Source organism: Sphaerochaeta sp. S2 (assembly GCF_016406725.1).
Lineage (GTDB): Bacteria > Spirochaetota > Spirochaetia > Sphaerochaetales > Sphaerochaetaceae > Sphaerochaeta.
Window position 1 is genome coordinate 1 of sequence record NZ_JAEKNT010000474.1, and the last position, 21236, is coordinate 21236.

General features: G+C 48.0%; 19 protein-coding genes. 14 read left to right on the forward strand and 5 right to left on the reverse strand.

Annotated elements, in window-relative coordinates:
- The 9 genes from JF818_RS13725 to JF818_RS13765 form a co-directional block, all read left to right on the forward strand.
- On the forward strand, positions 1-1073 hold a 1073-nt coding region (locus JF818_RS13725; RefSeq protein ID WP_198892546.1), incomplete at its 5' end, for an ATP-binding cassette domain-containing protein.
- 89 nt (positions 1074-1162) lie between these two features.
- Positions 1163-1513: a hypothetical protein gene (locus JF818_RS13730; RefSeq protein ID WP_198892547.1), complete on the forward strand. Its 351-nt coding sequence runs from the start codon at positions 1163-1165 to the stop codon at positions 1511-1513.
- Between the two features lie 3 nt (positions 1514-1516).
- On the forward strand, positions 1517-2218 hold the full coding sequence (locus JF818_RS13735; protein ID WP_198892548.1) for a Crp/Fnr family transcriptional regulator: 702 nt from the start codon (positions 1517-1519) through the stop codon (positions 2216-2218).
- Between the two features lie 70 nt (positions 2219-2288).
- Positions 2289-2975: a DUF542 domain-containing protein gene (locus tag JF818_RS13740; RefSeq protein ID WP_198892549.1), complete on the forward strand. Its 687-nt coding sequence runs from the start codon at positions 2289-2291 to the stop codon at positions 2973-2975.
- A complete protein-coding gene (locus tag JF818_RS13745) occupies positions 2972-4159 on the forward strand; it encodes a flavodoxin domain-containing protein (RefSeq protein ID WP_198892550.1) in 1188 nt (395 codons plus the stop codon). Before JF818_RS13740 ends, JF818_RS13745 begins: the two co-directional genes overlap by 4 nt.
- Positions 4160-4212: 53 nt before the next feature.
- Complete coding sequence (locus JF818_RS13750; RefSeq protein ID WP_198892551.1) at positions 4213-5163, forward strand: DNA-processing protein DprA; 951 nt, start codon at positions 4213-4215, stop codon at positions 5161-5163.
- A gap of 61 nt (positions 5164-5224) precedes the next feature.
- Positions 5225-5857: a type IV toxin-antitoxin system AbiEi family antitoxin domain-containing protein gene (locus tag JF818_RS13755; RefSeq protein ID WP_198892552.1), complete on the forward strand. Its 633-nt coding sequence runs from the start codon at positions 5225-5227 to the stop codon at positions 5855-5857.
- Positions 5854-6651 (forward strand): nucleotidyl transferase AbiEii/AbiGii toxin family protein, encoded by a 798-nt coding sequence (locus tag JF818_RS13760; RefSeq protein WP_198892553.1) that lies wholly within the window; start codon positions 5854-5856, stop codon positions 6649-6651. The genes JF818_RS13755 and JF818_RS13760 overlap by 4 nt, the downstream gene beginning before the upstream one ends.
- A 44-nt stretch (positions 6652-6695) precedes the next feature.
- Positions 6696-8489, forward strand: coding sequence for an alanine--tRNA ligase (locus JF818_RS13765; RefSeq protein WP_198892554.1), 1794 nt, complete (start codon positions 6696-6698; stop codon positions 8487-8489).
- Positions 8490-8572: 83 nt separating this feature from the next.
- Here JF818_RS13765 and rlmN read toward each other — a convergent pair whose 3' ends face one another.
- Together rlmN and JF818_RS13775 are read right to left on the reverse strand one after the other, a co-directional pair.
- A complete protein-coding gene (rlmN, locus tag JF818_RS13770; RefSeq protein ID WP_198892555.1) occupies positions 8573-9655 on the reverse strand; it encodes a 23S rRNA (adenine(2503)-C(2))-methyltransferase RlmN in 1083 nt (360 codons plus the stop codon).
- A 13-nt stretch (positions 9656-9668) separates the two neighbouring features.
- Positions 9669-11264: an OPT/YSL family transporter gene (locus tag JF818_RS13775; protein ID WP_198892556.1), complete on the reverse strand. Its 1596-nt coding sequence runs from the start codon at positions 11262-11264 to the stop codon at positions 9669-9671.
- 181 nt (positions 11265-11445) lie between these two features.
- On the opposite strand from JF818_RS13775, the gene JF818_RS13780 reads away from it, so the two are divergent.
- A complete protein-coding gene (locus JF818_RS13780) occupies positions 11446-11910 on the forward strand; it encodes a hypothetical protein (RefSeq protein ID WP_198892557.1) in 465 nt (154 codons plus the stop codon).
- A gap of 52 nt (positions 11911-11962) precedes the next feature.
- Here the strand turns inward: JF818_RS13780 and hflX are convergent, their stop codons facing one another.
- Positions 11963-13273 carry a GTPase HflX gene (hflX, locus tag JF818_RS13785; protein WP_198892558.1) on the reverse strand — a complete coding sequence of 437 codons (1311 nt, stop codon included), beginning with the start codon at positions 13271-13273 and terminating at the stop codon, positions 11963-11965.
- A gap of 90 nt (positions 13274-13363) precedes the next feature.
- On the opposite strand from hflX, the gene ychF reads away from it, so the two are divergent.
- Entirely contained in the window at positions 13364-14470 is a 1107-nt protein-coding gene (ychF, locus tag JF818_RS13790; RefSeq protein WP_198892559.1) for a redox-regulated ATPase YchF, read from the forward strand.
- A 3-nt stretch (positions 14471-14473) separates the two neighbouring features.
- On the opposite strand, the gene JF818_RS13795 is transcribed toward ychF, so the two are convergent.
- Both JF818_RS13795 and JF818_RS13800 read right to left on the reverse strand, forming a co-directional pair.
- Positions 14474-15193 carry a hypothetical protein gene (locus tag JF818_RS13795; protein WP_198892560.1) on the reverse strand — a complete coding sequence of 240 codons (720 nt, stop codon included), beginning with the start codon at positions 15191-15193 and terminating at the stop codon, positions 14474-14476.
- Positions 15194-15254: 61 nt separating this feature from the next.
- Positions 15255-16886, reverse strand: a complete 1632-nt coding sequence (locus JF818_RS13800) for a B12-binding domain-containing radical SAM protein (protein ID WP_198892561.1) — start codon at positions 16884-16886, stop codon at positions 15255-15257.
- Positions 16887-16949: 63 nt separating this feature from the next.
- Here JF818_RS13800 and JF818_RS13805 point away from each other — a divergent pair, with 63 nt between their 5' ends.
- The 3 genes from JF818_RS13805 to JF818_RS13815 all read left to right on the forward strand — a co-directional run.
- A complete protein-coding gene (locus tag JF818_RS13805) occupies positions 16950-17750 on the forward strand; it encodes a hypothetical protein (RefSeq protein ID WP_198892562.1) in 801 nt (266 codons plus the stop codon).
- 86 nt (positions 17751-17836) lie between these two features.
- Positions 17837-20374 carry a type I DNA topoisomerase gene (topA, locus tag JF818_RS13810; RefSeq protein WP_198892563.1) on the forward strand — a complete coding sequence of 846 codons (2538 nt, stop codon included), beginning with the start codon at positions 17837-17839 and terminating at the stop codon, positions 20372-20374.
- A gap of 12 nt (positions 20375-20386) precedes the next feature.
- Positions 20387-21236 (forward strand): hypothetical protein (locus JF818_RS13815; protein ID WP_198892564.1); only part of this gene is annotated, 850 nt, incomplete at its 3' end.

Sequence of the window (21236 nt, forward strand, 5' to 3'; positions counted from 1 at the left end):
GTCATGACCGATCACTTTGCGACAGGCTCTGCACCAATACGGTCATTGTCCATGCTCCCTATGTCAGGGTACTGCACTGTAGACCCTCAGTAGCATTGCAGGAGTCAAGCAGGATTTCCAAGTCCTCGCAACAAACACTCCAAAACGCTCGGAAGCAGGTATCACGAATTACTACAGAGCTGAAGCGAAGAAGCCAGATAGCCAGCGTTCAGGACAGCAGAAAGTCAAAACGGAATATCGATGCCAAAGACCATGATGCAAAAGCCAAGATTGATGGAGCTCGGCTCTCCGGTGCAGACGGGAAAGCAGGTAGGCTGAAAGCTCAGATGGAAACAAGAGCAGTGCACCTACACTCCTCGCTGCAAGAAATTCAGGGTGGTCTTGTCGAGGCCAACAAGTTGGACCTGCAGGGACCCGTCTCGGGCATTACCATCGGGAGTAATCCCCTGAAGCGAGACCTGATCGCCCGTATTCCTACGGGCAGTTTACCCTTGGGCCCTGAGAGAAAGCTCTTCTTTGATTTGCTGGAGATTGGTCCTTTGGATCGTGTTGCCATCACGGGAAAGAATGGAAGTGGCAAGTCCACCTTCATGCAGTATCTACGCTCCTTGATTACATCACAGGGAATTCCGGTAGCCTATGTTCCTCAAGAACAAGAACTCTCTGCATGCGAACAAGCCTTGCAGGATCTGCATGCCATGGACCCTACAACCAAAGGACGTGTTCTCTCCAGCCTTACAAGACTTGGAAGCGACCCTGCTCTTATCCGCTCCTCGGTTCTGGCAAGCCCCGGAGAGGCGAAGAAACTTCTGCTCAGCCTACTTTTCGAGGAACCTATCTCAGTGCTTTTACTAGATGAACCGACAAACCACCTGGACCTTCCTTCTCGCCTAGCCTTACAGAAAGCTCTCAGTGATTGGGAAGGATCATTGGTGTGTATCAGTCATGATGCGGCATTCCTGCACGCAGTATGTAGTGAGAGGTGGCATATAGAAGCAGAGAGTGAAGACATTCTCAGGCTACAGAAAGCATCCTTTTATGATGAGAAAGATGAGGGGTCAATGGCAAAGTAATGACGTTTGGTCTCAAATATTTCATACCCTCTTATTCGTTTTGCTTTTTAGCCCAACCTTCAGTATCATAGGGGTAGGAGGAACAACACATGGATGATTTACAGGCAAGCTATGAAAGCTTGGGACCAGATGCAACTGAAGCCCAGATTGAAAAGACCGCACAGGACTTGGAACGTCGGAATTACATGCCCCCCTTGATTCTGGATGTACAGGATTTTTACCACCTGACCAAGAAAAGGATGATCGAGGAGTATCATCGGGTGATGGCCCTCCCTTCCCAGAGTGCAGAATTGAAGGCTGTGGTGGGAATTGAAGATCCCGAAGAAGTTAAAAAGAAGCACCTTACGGTATTGCTTCATCAATATGAACTGCTGAGGGGACTGCGCTTAGGTGATGGAGATGCCTGGGCGACGGTCAACGAGCTGTACGAGGACGATTAAATCTTGGAAGCAACACACCAGTGTAACTTTTGTGCAAACGGTAGTGAACCGTGTTTGCATCATATACCCATTTTCCAGAATCTGGAGAATGAGCAAATCCAGGAAGTGCAACGCTTGATCCGACAGATTGAGCTTGCCCCTGGATCTGTCCTCTTTCGTGAAGGTGATAGGGCAGACAGTCTCTACCTAGTCAGGAAGGGATCCCTGAAATTGGTTCGCTATGGCAGTGATGGCTCAGAGTATATTCTTGACACGCTCTTTCCTGGGGATTTTTATGGAGGTGATCAGCTCTTTCTTTCCAGTGTCGCCAGGGAAACGGGAGTAGCAGCAGAGTCCCTCGGGATCTGTATGATCAAGACGGAAGAGCTTCAGCATCTGATCCTTCAGAAGCCTGAGATCGCCCTGAAATCCATGACCTACCTGAATGCCAAGCTTGACCAGTATCGCCTGCAAGTTGAGATGCTCTCCACCTCTGATATACAGAAACGTATCTGCATGTATTTGTTTGAACGGTATCGGAAAACCGGAAGGACCACACTGCATCTTACCCAGGATGACATTGGCAGTGCACTTCATCTGACCAAGGAGACAGTAAACCGAAAGCTGTCATCCCTGAAAGATGAAGGGATTCTCCGTGTGGAGGGGAAAGGAAAACTCAAGATTCTTGATATGGCAAAATTGGAAGCAATTTCCTTTGAAAGTTGATTTGAATCATAGTTGAGTGCTCAATGCTTCTGTACACTGTGACTGAAAACAAGAAACAAGGAGTCACAAAATGCAGAACATCAAACTTTCAGAACTGGTTAAACATAATCCTTCTACTACCATTTTCCTCAATGAACACCATATCGACTACTGTTGTGGAGGTGACCACTTCCTATACGAATCACTCGAGGAGCAAGGGTATGAAATCAAGTCCACGCTCAAGAAGCTGGAATCCTTTATTGCAGAGCAAGATGAAAAACACAGCAAGGTGATTGCTGGGGATATATATACAATGGGATTGAGTGAACTCATCTCTCACCTCTTGGCAACACACCATAAGGATGAAAGAGCATTGCTCTCATCCATCGATGGAAATCTACTTACCTTGCTTTCAGCCCATTATCCAAGACACAAGGATGAACTGCGAGAAGTTTATACCCTCTTCAGTACACTTCGTACTGAACTCATGCTACACTTTGTGCAAGAGGAAGAGGAAGTGTTCCCCCTGATGCAGAGCGAGGCTACAAAAGAAGCCTATGATAAGGTTGTCTCGCTGGAGTCGGAGCATGAGGCAGCTGGTGATTTGATCAAGAGCTTGATCAAGGCAACAAATGATTTCACCGCTCCCTCTGATGGGTGTGCAACCTATCGGGCAACATACTCGCTGCTTAAGCAGTTGGTGGAGGATATATTCTTGCACATCTATAAAGAGAACAGCATCCTATTTCCAAAGTATGCAGAAGGAGTAAATGCATGAAGCGACTGGTAAAGAACAATGTCTCTTGGATTGGTAAGATTGATTGGGAGTTGCAGAAATTCCATGGTGATGATTATTCAGTAAATCATGGATCCAGCCAGAACGCATACCTCATTGAAGAGGAGAAGACCGTTCTCATCGATACCATCTGGAAACCCTATGACAAACAGTTCCGGGAAAATCTCGAGAAAGAGATCAACCTGGAGAAGCTTGACTTCATTGTTGTCAATCATGGGGAAGTCGATCATAGTGGAGCGCTTCCGTATCTCATGGAAAAAGTGCCCAACCTCCCGATTTACTGTACAGCCAATGCAGTCAAGTCCCTTGTCGGGCAGTATCACCACCCTGAGTGGAATTACCAAGTGGTAAAAACTGGTGACAGCCTGGATATCGGTAACGGAAAGCAGTTGGTATTTGTTGAGATGAGGATGTTGCATTGGCCTGACAGCATGGCAACCTATTTGACCGGTGATAATATTCTCTTCTCGAATGACGCCTTCGGGCAGCACTATGCGGTTGAGGAACTCTTCAATGACAAGGCTGACCAGTGTTTGCTCTGGACTGAAGCAATGAAGTATTATGCGAATATACTCAACCCATTCTCGCCTCTGGTAAAACGAAAGATTGAAGAGATTGTGGCTTTGAACCTCCCTATCGATATCATAGCACCAAGCCATGGCGCCATCTGGCGCGATAACCCGATGCAAATCGTCAACGCATATGCTGCTTGGGCTGACTCCTATCAGGAGAACCAGATCACCATTGTCTATGACACTATGTGGGACGGCACGAAACAGCTTGCGCATGCCTTGGCTGGAGAGATCCAGGCTCTGGATGGGGATACCGTAGTGAAAGTGTTCAGCATCAGCCAGACAGACAAGAATGATATCATGACTGAGGTGTTTAAATCGAAGGCAATAGCCTTGGGTTCTCCCACTGTCGGTAAGTCGATACTCTCCTCAGTCGGTGGTTGGCTTCACTTCCTCTCTGAGTTGCAGTTCAAGAAAAAAAGCGCTGCGGTGTTTGGTTGTTATGGCTGGAGCGGAGAAGGGGTAGGTATCCTACGTGAGGAACTTTCAAAGGCAGGCTTCTCTGTTGTGGAACCTGAGATGAAGGTCAATTGGAACCCAACTGAAGAACACCTTTCAGGGATGAGGGATATCGCTGAAGCTCTTTGCAGGTAAAGCCAGTTTTTCGCTCGATTGCCCAAACAGGACAACAGTGGTAGAGTCAAGGCATGGATGCAACAGCAGTCAGGGCCCTGCATTATGAAACACTCGTGAGAGCCTGCGGTGGAGCAGAATCAAAAGCAGGGGAAGCCTTTTCATGGGCTTCCTCTCGCATTGATGTGACTGATCCACTCCCTTTGCATATCAAAGAGTATGCCTCCTTCCTGGCAACGGAAGAGAGCAAAATCAGTGAAGCCTACTATCATTGTCGGCCATTCTTTGAGGAGATGGGTGATAAAGTATTGGTTATTGATGAACACAGTCCCTTCTGGCCATCCCAGGTGAATACTTTTGCCTACTCTCCGCGTTTTCTCTATGTACAGGGAAATATATCCCTATTGAAGGCTCCTTCGGTCTCTGTCATCGGGACCCGATCGCCCTCTCTTGAAGGGAAAAAACTGGCTTTACAGACATCTCATGCACTTGCTAAAGCAGGGTATGTGGTTGCAAGTGGACTTGCCCTTGGGATTGACGGGGTGGCCCACAAGGGAGCATTAACCTCTGGTGCTCCTACCATGGCGGTTATCGGTACCCCGCTTTCCCAGTGTTATCCAAGGGAGCACACAGAACTACAAGCTGAAATAGCCAAGAGTGGAGTGGTAGTAAGTCGATTTGCTCCTTCGACCACCACCCAGAAATGGCATTTTCTGCTTCGTAATCGCCTGATGAGTGCCTTGAGTCTTGCTTCTGTGGTTGTAGAGGACCGTGATGGGGGAGGGGCTGTACGGCAGGCTTCCTTTGCCTTGGAACAGAAAAAGTATCTCTTCATCTACCAAAGCAGCATAGAGAACCGAAGTATTCTTTGGCCCAGAAAGTTTGCAGGCCAAAGCAGGGTCTTTGTGATCAGGAAGAGTGAAGACCTTCCCCGTATTCTGAAGAAGGCGATGGAGACAAAACGAACTGTTGGAAGACTCAAGGATACTGCAATACAGCTCGATCTATTTGCTTTGGAGGAGTAAGAGTCCTTTCACAGCACTAGTATCTTGTTATATTTCCATAATGCACTATAATTAGTGCGTTATGGAAATAAAAGAGCGTGCTTCCTATCTGGAATTCAAGGAACTCTTTTCACCGATGGGTTGTTTTACCCTTCAGCAAGTAGCGTCAGGTGCACGGTTCTCGGTGAGCCGGAATACTATTGGACGCTGGGTGAAGGAGCATAAACTTATTCGTTTGAAACAAAATGTATATACATTTCCAGAATATCTTCGCTCTGGCGATGCTCAATTGTATTTTGCAAACAAGATGTATCAACCCTCATACATCAGCATACATAGTGCGCTTGCCTTTTGGGGTATGATTCCAGAGGCTGTGGTACAGGTCACGAGTGTTTCTAGTAGAAAAACAGCGTATTTTACCAATGAATTTGGCCAGTTTACCTATCACACGATTCGTAGTTCTTCATTTTTTGGCTATACCATAGAATCTTCAGCGTTTCACCCGTCTTGGGGAGTGCATATAGCATATCCGGAAAAAGCAATTTTGGATCTTCTGTATCTTTATCCACAGTACCATACAATAGAAGATATGTTGGGACTAAGGTTGGATCTTGACATCCTAAAGATTGATCGTCTTACCAACTATACCGAACAGTATGGCGTTGAGTCACTCAATCGGAGGGTGGAGAAATTACGGGAGGCGTATAGATTATGATCGATAAGAGTGTATTGCTACAGTACTTTCCTGCATATTTACGAGACTTGAATGAACTACAACCGTATCTGCTTAAAGAATATATTCAATGCCAGATATTGGAATTTTTGTCACAAACAAAGTATATCGAGCATATGGTGTTCATTGGAGGTACCAATCTTCGCCTTATTAAGCATATAGATCGTTTTAGTGAAGATCTTGATTTTGACTGCGTAGATATGACACAGACTGAATTCATGCATATGACTGATAGCATTCTGGTATATTTGCGGCGTCTAGGGTATCAGGTAATACCGAAAGAGAAAGAGCACGAAGGGCTGCAGGCTTTTAGAAGGAGTCTCTATTTCCCTGAACTACTCTACACACTTCAATTTAGCGGTTATAGGAATGCAAGATTTCTCATAAAAATTGAAGCTCAGGATCAAGGCTACACCTATCCGGTTACGAGCGCTTTTATCCAAAGCTGTGGTTTTTTCTTTCCTGTTCCTGTTCCGCCAGATGCAACGCTGTGTTCAATGAAACTCTCAGCTCTTCTGCAAAGAGCAAAAGGTAGAGATTTTTATGATGCACAATTTCTACTTTCCCAAACAGCGCCCGACTATGCATATCTCACTTCAAAACATCATATTGAGAATCTTGCCATGCTGAAAGAAGCTCTCAAAGAACGAATTTCGCGTGTTGATCTAAAAAAGAAACAACGTGATTTCGAACACCTCCTCTTTCAGAAAGAGAAAAGCAATATGATTCTCAATTTTCCTGCTTTCATTGAACACTACACGCATAGTGGGGGCTGAACATCCTTGACATGAAAACGTCGGGGAGACTACTATCAACTATTATGAAAAACCAGCTCACCGCCAACGAATTACGGCAAAAATTCATTGATTTCTTCGTATCCAAGGATCATACCCAGATCAGTGGGGCTTCCTTGATTCCCGAGAACGACCCAACGGTCCTGTTTACCACCGCTGGTATGCACCCCTTGGTACCCTATATCATGGGAAGCGAACACCCAGCAGGCACCCGCCTTACCGATTACCAGAAGTGTATCCGAACCGGAGATATTGAAGCGGTAGGGGACCCACACCATCTCACTTTCTTTGAGATGCTGGGTAACTGGTCACTTGGGGATTACTTCAAGAAGGAAGCAATAGCCTTCAGTTATGAGTTCCTCACAGAGGTCCTTGGCATTGACCCTTCCCTCCTGTCAGTGACTGTCTTTGCAGGGGATGATGAAGTCCCTCGTGATGAGGATGCTGCATCTGCATGGGAAGGATATGGAATCCCACGTGAACGGATTTATTATCTCGGAAGAGAGGATAACTGGTGGGGACCAGCAGGAGAAACCGGTCCTTGTGGTCCAGACAGCGAGATGTTCATCGATACCGGAAGACCAGCGTGTGGTCCTGATTGCCGCCCCGGGTGTTCCTGTGGGAAATATTTCGAGATCTGGAATGATGTCTTCATGGGGTACAAGAAGAACAGTGACGGTACCTATAGTGAGATGGAGAGAAAGTGCGTCGATACCGGTATGGGAATCGAACGTACCATTGCAATCCTTCAGGGAAAGAAATCTGTCTATGAGACAGAGGTATTCACCCCAATCATTGCAGGAATTGAGAAACTGTCTGGAAAACAATATGGTAATGATGAGGAGACTGACACCTCAGTACGTATTGTAGCGGATCATATTCGCACCAGCGTATTCATCCTTGGAGACCAGAGAGGGGTGGCACCCTCCAACGTGGGCCAAGGTTACATCCTGCGCCGTCTGATCAGAAGGGCAGTGAGGCATGCTCATAAGTTGGGTATCGAGGGATCCTTCCTGGGAGAGCTTGCACTCATCGTTCTTGAACTCTATAAGAAGCCCTATCCTGAGATTCTGGAGAACAAGGAGTTCATCCTGAAGGAGCTGGCTCAGGAAGAGGCAAAGTTCTCCGAGACCCTGGCAAAGGGTGAGCGGGAGTTTGAGAAAATGCTTCCCAACCTGCTCAAGGGAAAGAATCGGGAGATCAGCGGAAGAACCGCCTTCAAACTCTACGATACCTACGGCTATCCTATCGAGCTTACCAAGGAATTGGCAGCGGAGCATGGCTTCACCGTTGATGAGGCAGGTTTCAATGCTGCATTCGAGAAGCATCAGGAGATCAGCCGAAGTGGTGCAGACAAGCAGTTCAAGGGTGGTCTTGCCGACCATAGCGAGAAGACCACTGCACTACACACTGCAACCCACCTGCTCCATAAGGCATTGAGAACGGTGCTTGGCGAGCATGTAGGGCAGAAGGGCTCCAACATTACAACCGAGCGACTCCGATTTGACTTCACGCATCCCTCTGCCATGAGCAAGGAAGAGATACAACAGGTCGAGGATATGGTCAACGAACAGATCAAGCGTAATCTACCGGTAACCTGTGAGACCATGACTGTTGAGGAAGCAAAAGCACAAGGTGCCATTGCATTCTTTGACAGCAAGTACGGGGAGCAGGTGAAAGTCTACTCAGTCGGGGATTTTTCCAAGGAGGTCTGTGGAGGCCCCCACGTGGAGAGTACCGGCAGTATGGGTCACTTCAAGATTCTCAAGGAGCAATCTTCCTCGGCAGGGGTGAGAAGGATCAAGGCTGTTCTTCAATAATACCTAGTTTTCTTGGAGAAGATGTACATAAGAGAAGCCCTGCTGGTTTGCAGGGCTTCTTACCGTTTTCAGGGTTTTACTGGTTATTCGTCATCCTCATCATCGATCATCAACTCGTAGTCGAGACCTTTATTGATGGGCACCGCCAGCTGTCCGCATGCCCCATTTATTTCCCTTCCTCGTGATCGTCGCCTGGTATAATTGACACGGTATCGGTCAAGTTCACGACAGAAGGTATCGATCTCATCTTCGCTTGGGGTCTCGTACGGGAGTTCCTCAGCGGGGTTCCAGGGGATGAGATTCACCACGACATTCATTCCTGCTACATAGGTAGCCAGTTTCTTGGCACTGAACTCATCAGTATTTACCCCACGCAACATGCAGTACTCGATGGTGAATCGTTTCCCTCCAACATGTTGGTACACCATCAAGGCCTTCTTCAGAGCCATGATATCCCACTTCTCATTTACCGGCATAATCTTCGAGCGGAGGCGATTGTCGGCACTCACCAAGGAGACTGCAAGCCTTACTGGGAGCTTCTGCTCTGCAAGTCGCAAGATACCAGGTACCACTCCACAGGTGGAGATGGTTATCCTCCTCAGGCTGATGTTGAAGCTCTCTTTTTCGTGTAGGTAGTGGATCGATTGGATTACCGGATTGATGTTTGCCAAGGGCTCTCCCATTCCCATATACACGATATGGGTGATGGGCTGGTCACTTACCGCTAGGAGGTGAATGTATTGTTCGATGATTTCATCGGCAGTAAGGTTCCTCAGCAAGCCCATGGTACCTGTCCTGCAAAACGTGCATCCCATTGCACACCCAACCTGGCTGGAAAGACATGCTGTATGCCGGCCACGCTTGTCTATAAGCAATACACACTCGACGACTCTTCCATCGTGGAGACGGATACCCATCTTTGTGGCTCCACTCTCATCCGTCTCGCTGGTTTCAACTGTTGATGAGACAGCACTCCCCATCACTTCCTTGAGACGTAATCGCTCAGCCTTGGGAAGGTTGGTCATCTCGTCGAAGGATGTGACACCCTTGACGAGCCACTGATAAATCTGTTTTCCATAGAAGGCCCTGGGAAGGGAAAGCACTTCTGCGATAGCTTCTGCATCCAGCCCATAGAGCGAGCGTGGCATAGTATTTGTTTGTTCCATGCTTTTAGTATACCTATTTCAGCATTGAAATGATAGCGATGGCTACTCCCGTGATACCTTCACCACCGAGCAAACCGCTGGCGACCAATCCAGTCTTATCTTGCAGTTTTGCTGCCTCGGTGCGCTTCTTGAGAGCCAGTTTCAAACCACCGGAGATAAGCGCTCCGAGTCCCATCACGGAACTGATGTAAATTGGCAGGTATACACCAAGACCGAGGGTTGCACTGGGAATATTTGCTAGGTAGAGCACCAGACCAATGCCAAGCCCGATAAGGAATGCAGGAATATGGCCAAGACCTCCAACCATGGCCGAGACTGCAGCTGCCTGGGGAGCGGGCAACTCAGCAGTTCCAAATCCACCGAACGAAGCCTTCATGATCAAGAGCACGAATACGGAGAGCACTGCACCGATGACTCCCCCGATACCCTCGCCAAGAATTTGTTGCTTTGGATCGGTTTTCAGGAGATAACCACTCTTTAGGTCATTCATGACATCACCGGTCAACCCGCAGGCAACGGCAACTACTGCGGCAATGCTGAAGGAAGCGATAAGGGAGGGGTTGGAAATCAGCTGGATGACAAGCAAGACCAGGATGCCGAATATTTCCATTGGGTTGATGCCTGTCTGGCCCGTCAACATGCCTGAGAGGTAGGTGGCAAGATAAATGCCTGCCATAAGAACGAGTGCCTCGATAAGGCCGAGTTCTGTTCCAAGTGAGAGTAAAACTACAGAGAAAAGCAATACCAATGCAACAACCAGAGTGGTTCTGTTGAATGTCGCCTTGGGTTTATCTTCAAGTTTCTTCTGGGCAAGCAGTTTGGATCCTATTGCCTTGAAGAAGACACCAAGACCTGTTCCGATCATCAATCCAATTCCCAGGTTGGAACGGAATACATCAGCCTCTGCCATTGAGGCAAACAGACCGCCTTGAATTCCAAGAGGGGTCAGGATGTAGTATCCAAAGATAGCTCCACCAAACCAGAGCAGGGCAAACAAGGGGCCGATGATCGCCCCAATTCCCATCGCCATAGGGCTGACCCAGATGGAGAAAGCTGGGATTAATGCGCTTCCCTTGAATAGGGTCAGCAAGGCTGGGATTTTTCCAAACCCGTCCCTAAAGACGGTGAAGATAACCGATCCTCCCATGGATGCAAAGAGCGTCTTCGCCCCTGCTCCACCTTTGCTTCCTGCTTGCAAGGTGTTATAGCTTGCTATACCCATTGGATAGGGAAGAGCCTCATCAACGATGAGTTTCTTTCGATACAGTGCAGAGAACAAGGTTCCCAGAATAGCACCAACCACTGTCAGGATGATAAGGCTGATGGTAGAAAAATTTGCATCTGGGTCGATCATCCAGAGCCCTGGGAGGGTAAAGGCCAATCCCCCTGCAACCATAGCCCCTGAACTCATGATGGTATGGGTTACATTGATTTCCTGGAGTGTGGAACCTTTTGCCCGTTTCAAGGCTGCCAGACTGACCACCGTTACAAAGATGGTTGGCCAGGGTAATGCTCCCATTCTGAGCGCTACATACATGGAACTGGCGGTAATCACCAGCAATCCGACAAGAGCAATAAGGGCACCACGAAGGGTAAGATGTCTATTCATTTTTTACACTTCCTCTCTTAATGTATGGTAAACAGAATCGGAAAAAAACACCAGTAGTTTAAGCTCCTAAGATTTTATCCAAATCCACCTATATGTTTGCCTGTTCAAGAAATTTTGCTTATGGTATAGTTTATATAACAAAATTATTGGTAGGAGTTCATCCTACAGAAGGAGAGTGCGTATGAAGAAAGTATTACTTGCTGTACTTTTACTGGCTATGGTGCTGCTTCCTGCTACAGCAGCAGAGAGAGCATCAAAGACTGACCTTGCCGTTGGATTGAACCTCGGAACCAACTCCGGTGTTGGTGTACAGTATCGGATGAATGACTTTGATGTCATCGGTAACGTTGGCTTTGATGTTTTTGATGGTACGTTCGCTGTTGACGCAGCTGCAAATTATAAAGTAGCTGAATTCAGCATAGAAAAGGCCGATTTTGATGTCACCGTTGGTGGTGGCGTTGCATTAAATCTTGGTAGTGACATTAATCTTGCAGCGATTGTCCCAGTAGGGGTAGCCTATCATTTGGAAAATAATGATTTCCCGCTTGATTTCTACTTTAGAACAGGGCCGGCTTTCCGCCTCATTAAGGAATCGAAAGAGTTCTTCGGATGGTATGGAGCCTTGGGAGCTCTTTGGAGATTCTAAAGCTACCAGATACTGGTATTGTTTGGTGCCACCTCTCACGGTGGCACCTATTTTATGCCTTGCGGAACTCACTGAGCGGACCTTGGAAGCGAGGCTGGATTCTCGTTCTTACCAAGATTCCCTCCCCTTGGTAGTCAATGAATTCAACCTGCCCGTGGCGGTGAATATGCGCAACCAGGTCATGGCGGGAGTTGGGGAGGAAATAGGTTGCTGTGGGATAGAGATCACCAAGGGTCTTGGTGATCTGCTCAAGCAGGGCCTCCAGACCGGTTCCCTCTTTGATGGATGTTTCGATTACCACGGGATAGAGTGACTTGAGCCTGCTGACAGCAAAAGAGTCACGTACCATATCCATCTTGTTTGCCAACACAATGGCTGGTTTATCAGTACAGCCAAGATCCTCAAGTACCTCAACGGTGGTCGTATAGCTTGCGAGCATATTGGGATGGGCAGCATCACAGACAATGATGAGAAAATCTGCGAAACGGGCCTCTTCGAGCGTGCTCTTGAATGCCTGGACAAGATGGTGGGGTAGGTCGCTGACAAATCCGACCGTATCGGAGAGCAGAATCTCTTCCCCTCCTGGGAGCTTTACCTTTCTGGTGGTGGGGTCCAGGGTCGCAAAGAGCTTGTTTTCTGCAAGGACCCCTGCACTGGTTAGGGCATTGAGCAGGCTGGACTTGCCGCTGTTGGTGTATCCAACAATGGCACCCGTAGGAATGTTGGTATTCATTCTCTGGCTGCGTTGGGTATTGCGTTGTTGCACTACCTTTTCCAACTGAGCTTTCAAGCTGACAATTTTCTCCTGAATCTGCCGTCTATCGAGTTCAAGCTGTTTTTCACCCTCTCCGCGGGTTCCCTTCACTCCACCATGTTGCCTTCCAAGACTTGTCCATCTTCTCGTTAGTCTGGGCAGCGAATATTCAAGTCGTGCGAGTTCAACCTGCAGTACTGCTTCCTTGGTTGCCGCTCTGTCTGCAAAGATCTGAAGGATGACTTCATCACGGTCTATCACACAGATGGAGAGAATGCTCTCCAGGTTGCGCTGCACACGAGGACTGATTGGGCAGTCGAACACGATCAGGTCAGGCTCTTTTTCTTCTATCAGTGCCTTGATCTGTTCCACCTTACCGCTTCCGATCATGGTTGCACTGTGCACCTTCCTGAGCGGGATATGCTCAGTATGAATGGTAAGTGGGCCCATGGTGTCTACCAAGGCCTCCAGTTCTTGTGCACGGTTTTGTGTGGTTTGCGGTGTGTCTTCACTGTTTACAAGGACCAAGAGCAGTGCTCTCTGTCGTTCATCTTGTATATCGAGGCCGGAAACATTCTTTTCAGTGTCTTCTGTATGTGTACTACCCATTGGTGTTGACTATAGGGCTGGTTAACGAGCAAGTCAATATGTGATACACTTCGTTAGCTGGCTCACATTGAGCCGATAATGAGGTAAATCATGGGTGTTAATTGCGGCATAGTTGGGCTCCCCAACGTAGGAAAATCTACAATATTCTCAGCACTTACGGCAGCTCCTGCCGAAGTAGCGAATTATCCTTTCTGTACCATCGATCCCAATGTGGGAATCGTTTCCGTTCCTGATAAGCGGCTGGACAAGATTGCCGCCCTGATTCCGCCTGAGCGGGTTATTCCTGCAACGTTCGAATTTGTCGATATTGCAGGGTTGGTAGCTGGTGCAAGCAAGGGAGAGGGGCTGGGTAACCGGTTTCTCGCTTCTATCAGGGAAGTTGGGGTAATCGCGCACGTGGTTCGCTGCTTTGAAAACAGCGATATCGTTCATGTTAACAATAAGATCGATCCATTGGGGGATATCGAGACCATCAATATTGAGTTGGCTCTCGCTGACCTCGATACGGTGACAAACCGATGGGCAAAACAACCGAAGCTGAATCGGCTGAGCAAAGAAGCACAGAAAGATATGGAGAAATCCCTTCCAGTGCTTGCAAAGCTCAAAGATTGCCTTGAGCAGGGAAAGAGTGCACGAAGCCTACAACTTGATGAGGATGAACTTGCACTGGTCTCTGACCTTCACTTGATCACTCTCAAACCGGTTATCTATGTCTGCAACGTAGATGAGGAAGGCATTGTTGAAGAAAATGCATTCGTGAAGCAGGTGAGAGCTGTGGCTGAGCAAGAAGGTTCAGAGGTAGTGGTTATCTGTGGAAAGATTGAGTCTGAGATTGCAGTTTTGGAAACAGAGGAAGAGAAACAGGAGTTTCTTGAAGCTGTAGGGCTTCAGGAATCCGGCCTCAACCAGCTGATCCGTAGTGCCTACCACATTCTTGGCCTACGTACCTTCTTCACCGCAGGTTCTGATGAAGATAGGGCGTGGACCTTCCGTGCCGGATACAAGGCTCCACAGACTGCTGGAGTCATTCACTCAGATTTTGAACGGGGATTCATCAAGGCCGAGGTATATAACTGTGAAGATCTTTTCACCTATGGAAGTGAACAGAAGGTCAAGGTAGCAGGGAAGCTGAGGATGGAAGGTAAAGAGTACTTGGTGCAGGATGGGGACATCATGCACTTCAAGTTCAATGTCTAGGTATTACCAACGAACAGTGAATGTAATGGGCTCAGCAAGCAAGAGGAAGTCGATGAGCGGGAAGCTGAATTCATAGACGCTTGCTGACACCTTTCTCCCATTGCTGAACGACGTGATCTCCTTCGGGGTATTCACCCTGAGGGTAATCACAGATCGTTCAATTGCAGGAGGTCCTTCCTCTCCAAGCATGAAACTGATCATCTCAAGATAGTCGGCTTCATTAAGTCCCTGGTTGTACACTGGCCCAAAGGCCTCAAAGTTTTCGTCAGCCAGGAAAGGGATGACGGGAACCAGTTGCTCGTAGTTGTCCATGGATAGGAAGAAGGTCATGGAATTCCCATTGATGTCCAAGAGGCTCTGATTCTCTCCTGCTCCCAAGTCAGTTACCAAACGCATCAAGTCGGTGAACTCAAACACTCCCTCATAGGAGTGCTCATCAAGCTTTTTCAATCCAACGTTTTTGGTGGTGGGGCTATAACGCAAAGCTTTTTCAAAATCCCCAATTGCCTTGTCCATCAGGGAGATGTCCTCATTTTCCGTAGAAAATTCACTGAAATCTTCCAGGACTGCAATGAAAAAATCCTCAACAGAAAAGGCATATGCCGAGGCATGGTATCCTGTCTGCTTGAAGGATATGTTTTCAGTTATAGTACAACTACTCATCAGTGCCAGAGCGGCAATCACTGCCAGCAATAGCCTGGTTGTTTGTTTTCTGATCTTCACCGGTTATTCATTCCTTTTGATTCACTGTACGGGATTTCTGTACGCTTCTCAAGCGTAAGTTCTATTGCAGGGGTATAAAAAGCAGTCTTCCATCCATATCACTGGTGATTCCAAGACTTTCTTCTTCCCTTTCAGGGTATCGCTTCAGGAATGCATCCGCCGAGAGATGTTCAAATTCAGAGAGAGCATCCAGCGAGTAGGAGAGCTGCAGGACTGGACTCTCTCCGCACTCATGGAAAAAGGCAATCCCTTGATGCAGTTCAATGAATGAGAGCATGACAGCCTCATACAGAACAAGGCCAAGCTTTCTGAGGAAGCTGCGGACAAACGTTTCTTGCAGCAAGTAGATATCCATATCCTCTGCTTGCTCCCCACTTCTCTTCAGATACGCTTCCAGGAAAGAGGAGAAAGAGAAGAGGATCGATGAGGGGCTCAAAGAGACCACCTCGCTGAGTTTCTGCAACCACATGCCTGCCTGTCCCTTGGTAAAAAACAGATCAAGTGATTCCTTTAATACCAGGGCTTTTTGCATGTCTTTTTGAGGGAACGTGGGAGACTCAATAATGGTATAGGGGGCTTCCTGCAAGTGAGTGATTGAAAACTCCTTTGCTTGCTCTGCAACCAGGGTTCCTGGAAGCAGGGAGAGAGGAAATACATCAAGATTGCTCGGTTTCAAGGAGACCGCATAGTCAACACTCTTGATGAATGACCTGAGATTGTCATTGGGAAGTCCAATGATGAGGTCTAGGCCGAAGGGGATTCCGCGTGCATTGAGAAAAGAGATTTTCTTTGCGAAGAGCTTGCTGTCAAATCTCCTGTTGGCGGTTTTCAGTACTGCTTGGTCACTGCTTTGCAGACCTATCTGCAAGGCACAGTTGATTCTTGCAAAGGCATCAGCAAGTTCATTGTCCAATAGTTCTGCCCTGATCTCGAACACGAAATGGATGTCGCTCTGCTTCTCTGCAAGCATGGACAGAATCGTAAGGGTACGCTCTTTGTCCATATTGAAGGTTGGATCGAGAATATACACCTCTCCAACCTGCTTGGTGATAAGCAGATCAAGTTCTGCTTCAAGTTGCGCAAGTGGAAAATGCCGGACAGAGCGTTGTCCCCTGGATTCAAAACAGAAAGAACAGTGAAAAGGACAACCTCGTGTCATCTCCCACAGAACGCTTGAACCCTCTTTCAGAAAATGATCCGCATGATGGTTGAGGAGTGGGGAAGGAAGCACGGAAAGATCAGGAGATGGAGCCCAGGAGAGCTCGTTGAGATTGGTCACAATCCCTTCTCCTTCAATATTTTTTCCTACCTTGATGGCAGAAATTGCCTGCACAACCGCTTCTTCTCCCTCTCCAAGTATGAGAAAGTCGAGAATGGATAGGTCAAAGCTTGAAGGATTGGCGGTAGCCTCGGGGCCTCCTGCAAAAATAACCAGGTCAGAGCTCTGTGCCCGTAATACCTCGGTGAAGCGGTCCATCCAGGTTCTGTTCCAGAGATAGACAGAAAGACCAACAACCTGCACCTGCATTCTTGCAACATCGAGAGCCGCCTGTGAGGGATCATCAGCCAACGTAAAGGGCAGGTGTTCTGCTCTCATATCTGCTGCTTCGAGCGCGCTTTGGATGCAGAGTGCTCCGAGAGGATAACTGAGGTTGCCTTCTTCAAGACAACAGGAAACCAAAGAGATATTCATGTGATGATAGTAGCGATTGCCATCTCCTCTTGCAAGCTGGTGTAGTAGATGTATAGTGTAGATATGAAACGGCTGTACGTGATATTCCTTATATCTACGTTCCTACCATGTGTATTTGCAGCAGTCTTGGATGTTCAGGTTGATGCACTCCACCCCAACCAAATACACCTGAGTTGGCAGGAAGTGGAAGGTGCTGAGTACTATGACCTCTACCTCAACAAGGAGCCAATGGTACACACACAAGCGAGCAAGGCCGTCTTGGGTTCCAATGAGCGCCCGCTTACCAGCCATACTCAGTATGAGATACTGATTGCTGCAAGGAAAAAGGGGGTGGGAGAGATAGCAGTGGAGCGGCTACGGGTAGAAACACCCGGGTGGGAAGGCCGCTATAGATGGGTAAACCTGACAAAGGAAGATAATAAAGGCAAATGCAGGCAGTTGGACTACCTTGTCAGCTTTGAAGAAGGCTCCTATGTTATCCATGGACTTTTTGAGAAAACCTGCCAGCTCTATCCATTGGTTCCAGAAGATCGCCTTGGAGAGCAGATCCCCTATGATGGTGAGCGTTCATATCAGATAGCCTATCGATTGAATGCAGAAATCTTTAACACTACAAACTTCAAGCCGAAAAGTTGGAGTGTGAAGCGTGTAGAGTACACCGATGACCACGTTCTGGTTGAGGTGGAGACCAAGGTGGGTATGATGCGGTTTTCCACCATTTCGCAGTACCGGTTTCTCTTGACGAGCAATGGGAAACAGCAACTCCATTTTGAGACAGAAGGATCAGGAATTGCTTCCTGGGGACTGTTCAAAAACCCTAATCCCGGGGATGCTGGAGTCTTTAAAAGCACGCTCCTGGAATAGTAAGTTTTTTCACTAAGCGTTGACAAAAGCTGAAGCCGGCAGTATATGTGTTAACTTAAGACCACCGGTCTTTAGGAGTATATTGCATGGATAATGCCAACACACTGATAATCGTCGAGTCGCCAACCAAGGCCAGAACCATCTCGAAATTTCTTCCCTCGAACTGCAAAGTCGTTGCCAGTAAAGGGCATATTCGTGACCTTCCCGAGGACAAGATGGCAATTGATGTCGAGAAAGGTTTCGCCTGTGAGTATCAGGTGGTAGCAGGTAAGAATGCTTTGATCAAGGAAATCAAGAGCTCCTTGAAGTCCGTTGATAAACTTTTATTGGCAACTGATGAGGACCGGGAGGGAGAAAGCATCTCTTGGCATTTACTGGAAGTGCTCAAGCCAAAGGTACCTCATCAGAGGATGGTATTCCACGAGATAACAAAGAAAGCAATTACCGATGCACTTGAGCATGGCAGGGACTTGGATGAGAACCTGGTCCAGGCACAGGAGAGCAGACGTGTTGTTGACCGTCTCTACGGGTATACCCTTAGCCCAACGCTCTGGAAAAAACTTTCAAACAAACGGCTTTCAGCTGGAAGGGTACAGTCGGTAGGGTTGCGCCTGACCGTTGACAGGGAACGACTCAGGATCGCCTTTTCCCAGAGTACCTACTTTGATGCGAAGGCAAAACTTCAGAGTGTTTCCAAACAGGCTTTCGAGGCAAAATTGACAGCATACGCTGGCCAGGCTATTGCAAATAGTAAGGACTTTGATTCCACTACCGGTGAATACAAGGGAAAGAAAAACACCTTGTTGCTCGCTGAGGAGCAAGCAAAGGCTATTGTGAAGGAACTTTCCTCCGCCGCCTTCGTTGTTGAAGATGTTCAGAAGAAGCCGTTTGTGACTCGTCCCTCCATCCCTTTCACGACCAGTACCTTGCAGCAGGATGCGATCAAGAAGCTGCATATCAGTGCTTCTGAGACAATGCGCATCGCACAGCGGCTGTATGAGAATGGATATATAACGTATATGCGTACCGATAGTCCTTCCCTGAGCCAGGAAGGGACGAATGCAGCACGCTCCTTGGTGGATCAACTCTACGGGAAAGAGTACCTTTCTCCTTCCCCGAGATATTTCGCTGCAAAGAGCGCTGGAGCCCAGGAAGCCCATGAGGCGATCAGGCCAGCAGGGGAGCGGTTCGCAGTTCCCAGTGAAACCTCGCTCAGTGGGAAGGATCTGGCCCTCTATGAGCTTATCTGGAAGCGAACCCTTGCAAGTCAGATGGCTGACGCAAAGAAGGCTACCACAACGGTAACCATCAAGGCAGGGAATGGAACGTTTGTAGCCTCAGGTACGCAAATTGTATTTCCCGGTTTCATCCGGGCCTATGTTGAAGGCTCTGATGATCCTGATGCGGCACTGGATGATAAGGAGACATTCCTGCCTGCAATGAAGGCTGGAGAGGAGTGTTCCTTGCAGCAACTTGAAGAGGTATCTCACCAGACCAAGAGCCCTGCCCGTTACACTGAAGCATCCTTGGTACAGGAGTTGGAGAAGCGGGGTATTGGAAGGCCGTCCACCTATGCTTCCATCATCAAGACACTGATGGATAGGAAGTATGTCATGAAAGAGGGCAATGCACTGGTCCCCACCTTCATGGGATTTGCTGTGTGTCAGTTCCTGGAAACCAATTTCCCACAGTTCATCGACTATGATTTTACCTCGAAGATGGAAGACAATCTTGACAAGATTGCTGCTGGGGAACTGGATAAGAACAAGTTCCTGAATGCGTTCTACCTTGGAGATACGGGGTTGGAGAACCAGAACAAGCTCCAGCTCGCCTTGGACAACAAGGTAGTCTCGAAAACACTCCGCCTCTCTCAGATCAGCGAAGACAATCCTGTTATGATCGGCCCCTATGGTCCCTATGTTGTGGATAAGGATGGACAGTTTATCTCACTTCCCAACACGTGGTTGCCAGGTACCACCACTGATGAGGATGTGAAAAACCTTATTGCCGAGGGTAAGAAGGTCCATGTTCCGGTCGAACTCGGAAAAGGTCCGGTACATGGTGAGCCGGTGAAGTTGATGAATGGAAGATTTGGACCCTACTGGCAGGAAGGGGATGGTAAGAGTGCGGTACGTGCATCCATTCCCAAGTGGGTTCATGATGCGGACAAGAGTGAAGATCTGGAGATAGCAAGCAGATACCTTGCACTTCCCCGCGTACTGGGTAAAGATGAGAATGGAAATGAGGTGCTTGCCCAGAAAGGAAAGTATGGTCCGTATATCTCCTGCGACAAGAAGACAAGAAAACTCAATCGGTTGGATAAAGACCAACAGCTCTTTTCCATAACCCTTGAAGAGGCCCTTGAATTACTCAGCAAGGAACCAGAGAAGGGTAGTGGGGGAAAAGCAGGAAGAGGGAGTGCCAAGGCATCCGTGATAAAGGAACTTGGCCAATTCGAACAAGAGCCAGTGGCACTTGCTACTGGACGCTACGGCTTCTACCTTCGCTTCGGCAAACAAAATATTGCCCTACCCAATGAGTACAAGAAGGATGAAGAGAAGGCCGGTGCTTTGACGATGGATGAGGCTGTAGCGATTATCCGCGCTAAACGTGCGAAGGACTAATGACAGGAAACAATGGCAAATTTTTTACGGAGGACTCCTCCTAAAAAGCAAAATGTGGAGACCATCACCAGTGAAAATACGGTGGATATACTCTCCTCTGAATTCAAACTGAACAAGGAGAAGGTGTCGAGTATTCTCAGGAGTGTCGGTATCAACCTGGAGGCACAGAACCCTGCAGGGGAACTGGACCTGTATAGAGAGGTGATAGCCAGCAAGATTGGCGACAGGAGCCGATTTCTCAATCCTGATGAGACATACATAGCAGAGCTCGATGAGCAGTTGCGCTCATTTGACGAGATTTATGTTGATACCGCTCCCATCATCCAGAAGGACTGGTTCTTGCATTTCGTTACGAATGCTGAAAGCATTCTTAAGAGGCGCAAGAAAAAACTGATCATCCTTGAGAAGACCCTTGAGGAACTGCATGGACTTAAGGACAATCCAGAGAAGGACAAGGAGGTGAGAATACGCTCCACCATCCGTCCTGATCTGATTCGGTTCCTTGCAAAACGAGGCTTGGTTCGTATTGGAGATACCGGTAGCCAAGGTATTGCCGATGACCACCTTGTGCAGTTGTTCTCGCAGATTGGCAGCAAACGAAACCTTCTGCTTATTACCCAGGACCGCGGTTTGAGTGAGCGAATTGTTCGCCTCTCCACGGAATTGGAGGAGAAGGAAGCTGAACAAGAGAAACTTCCCTGGTATCGTCGCATCCTCTCAAGAAAGAACAAGGAGTCGGATGCCACCCATCGCATGGTGGTTTGCAAGCTTATTGAGGAAGGCAAACTCAAACGCTGCTATATCTGTCCTGAATGTAATGAAAGCTACTATGATGACCTGCATGATTGCGAGGGGATGGTTC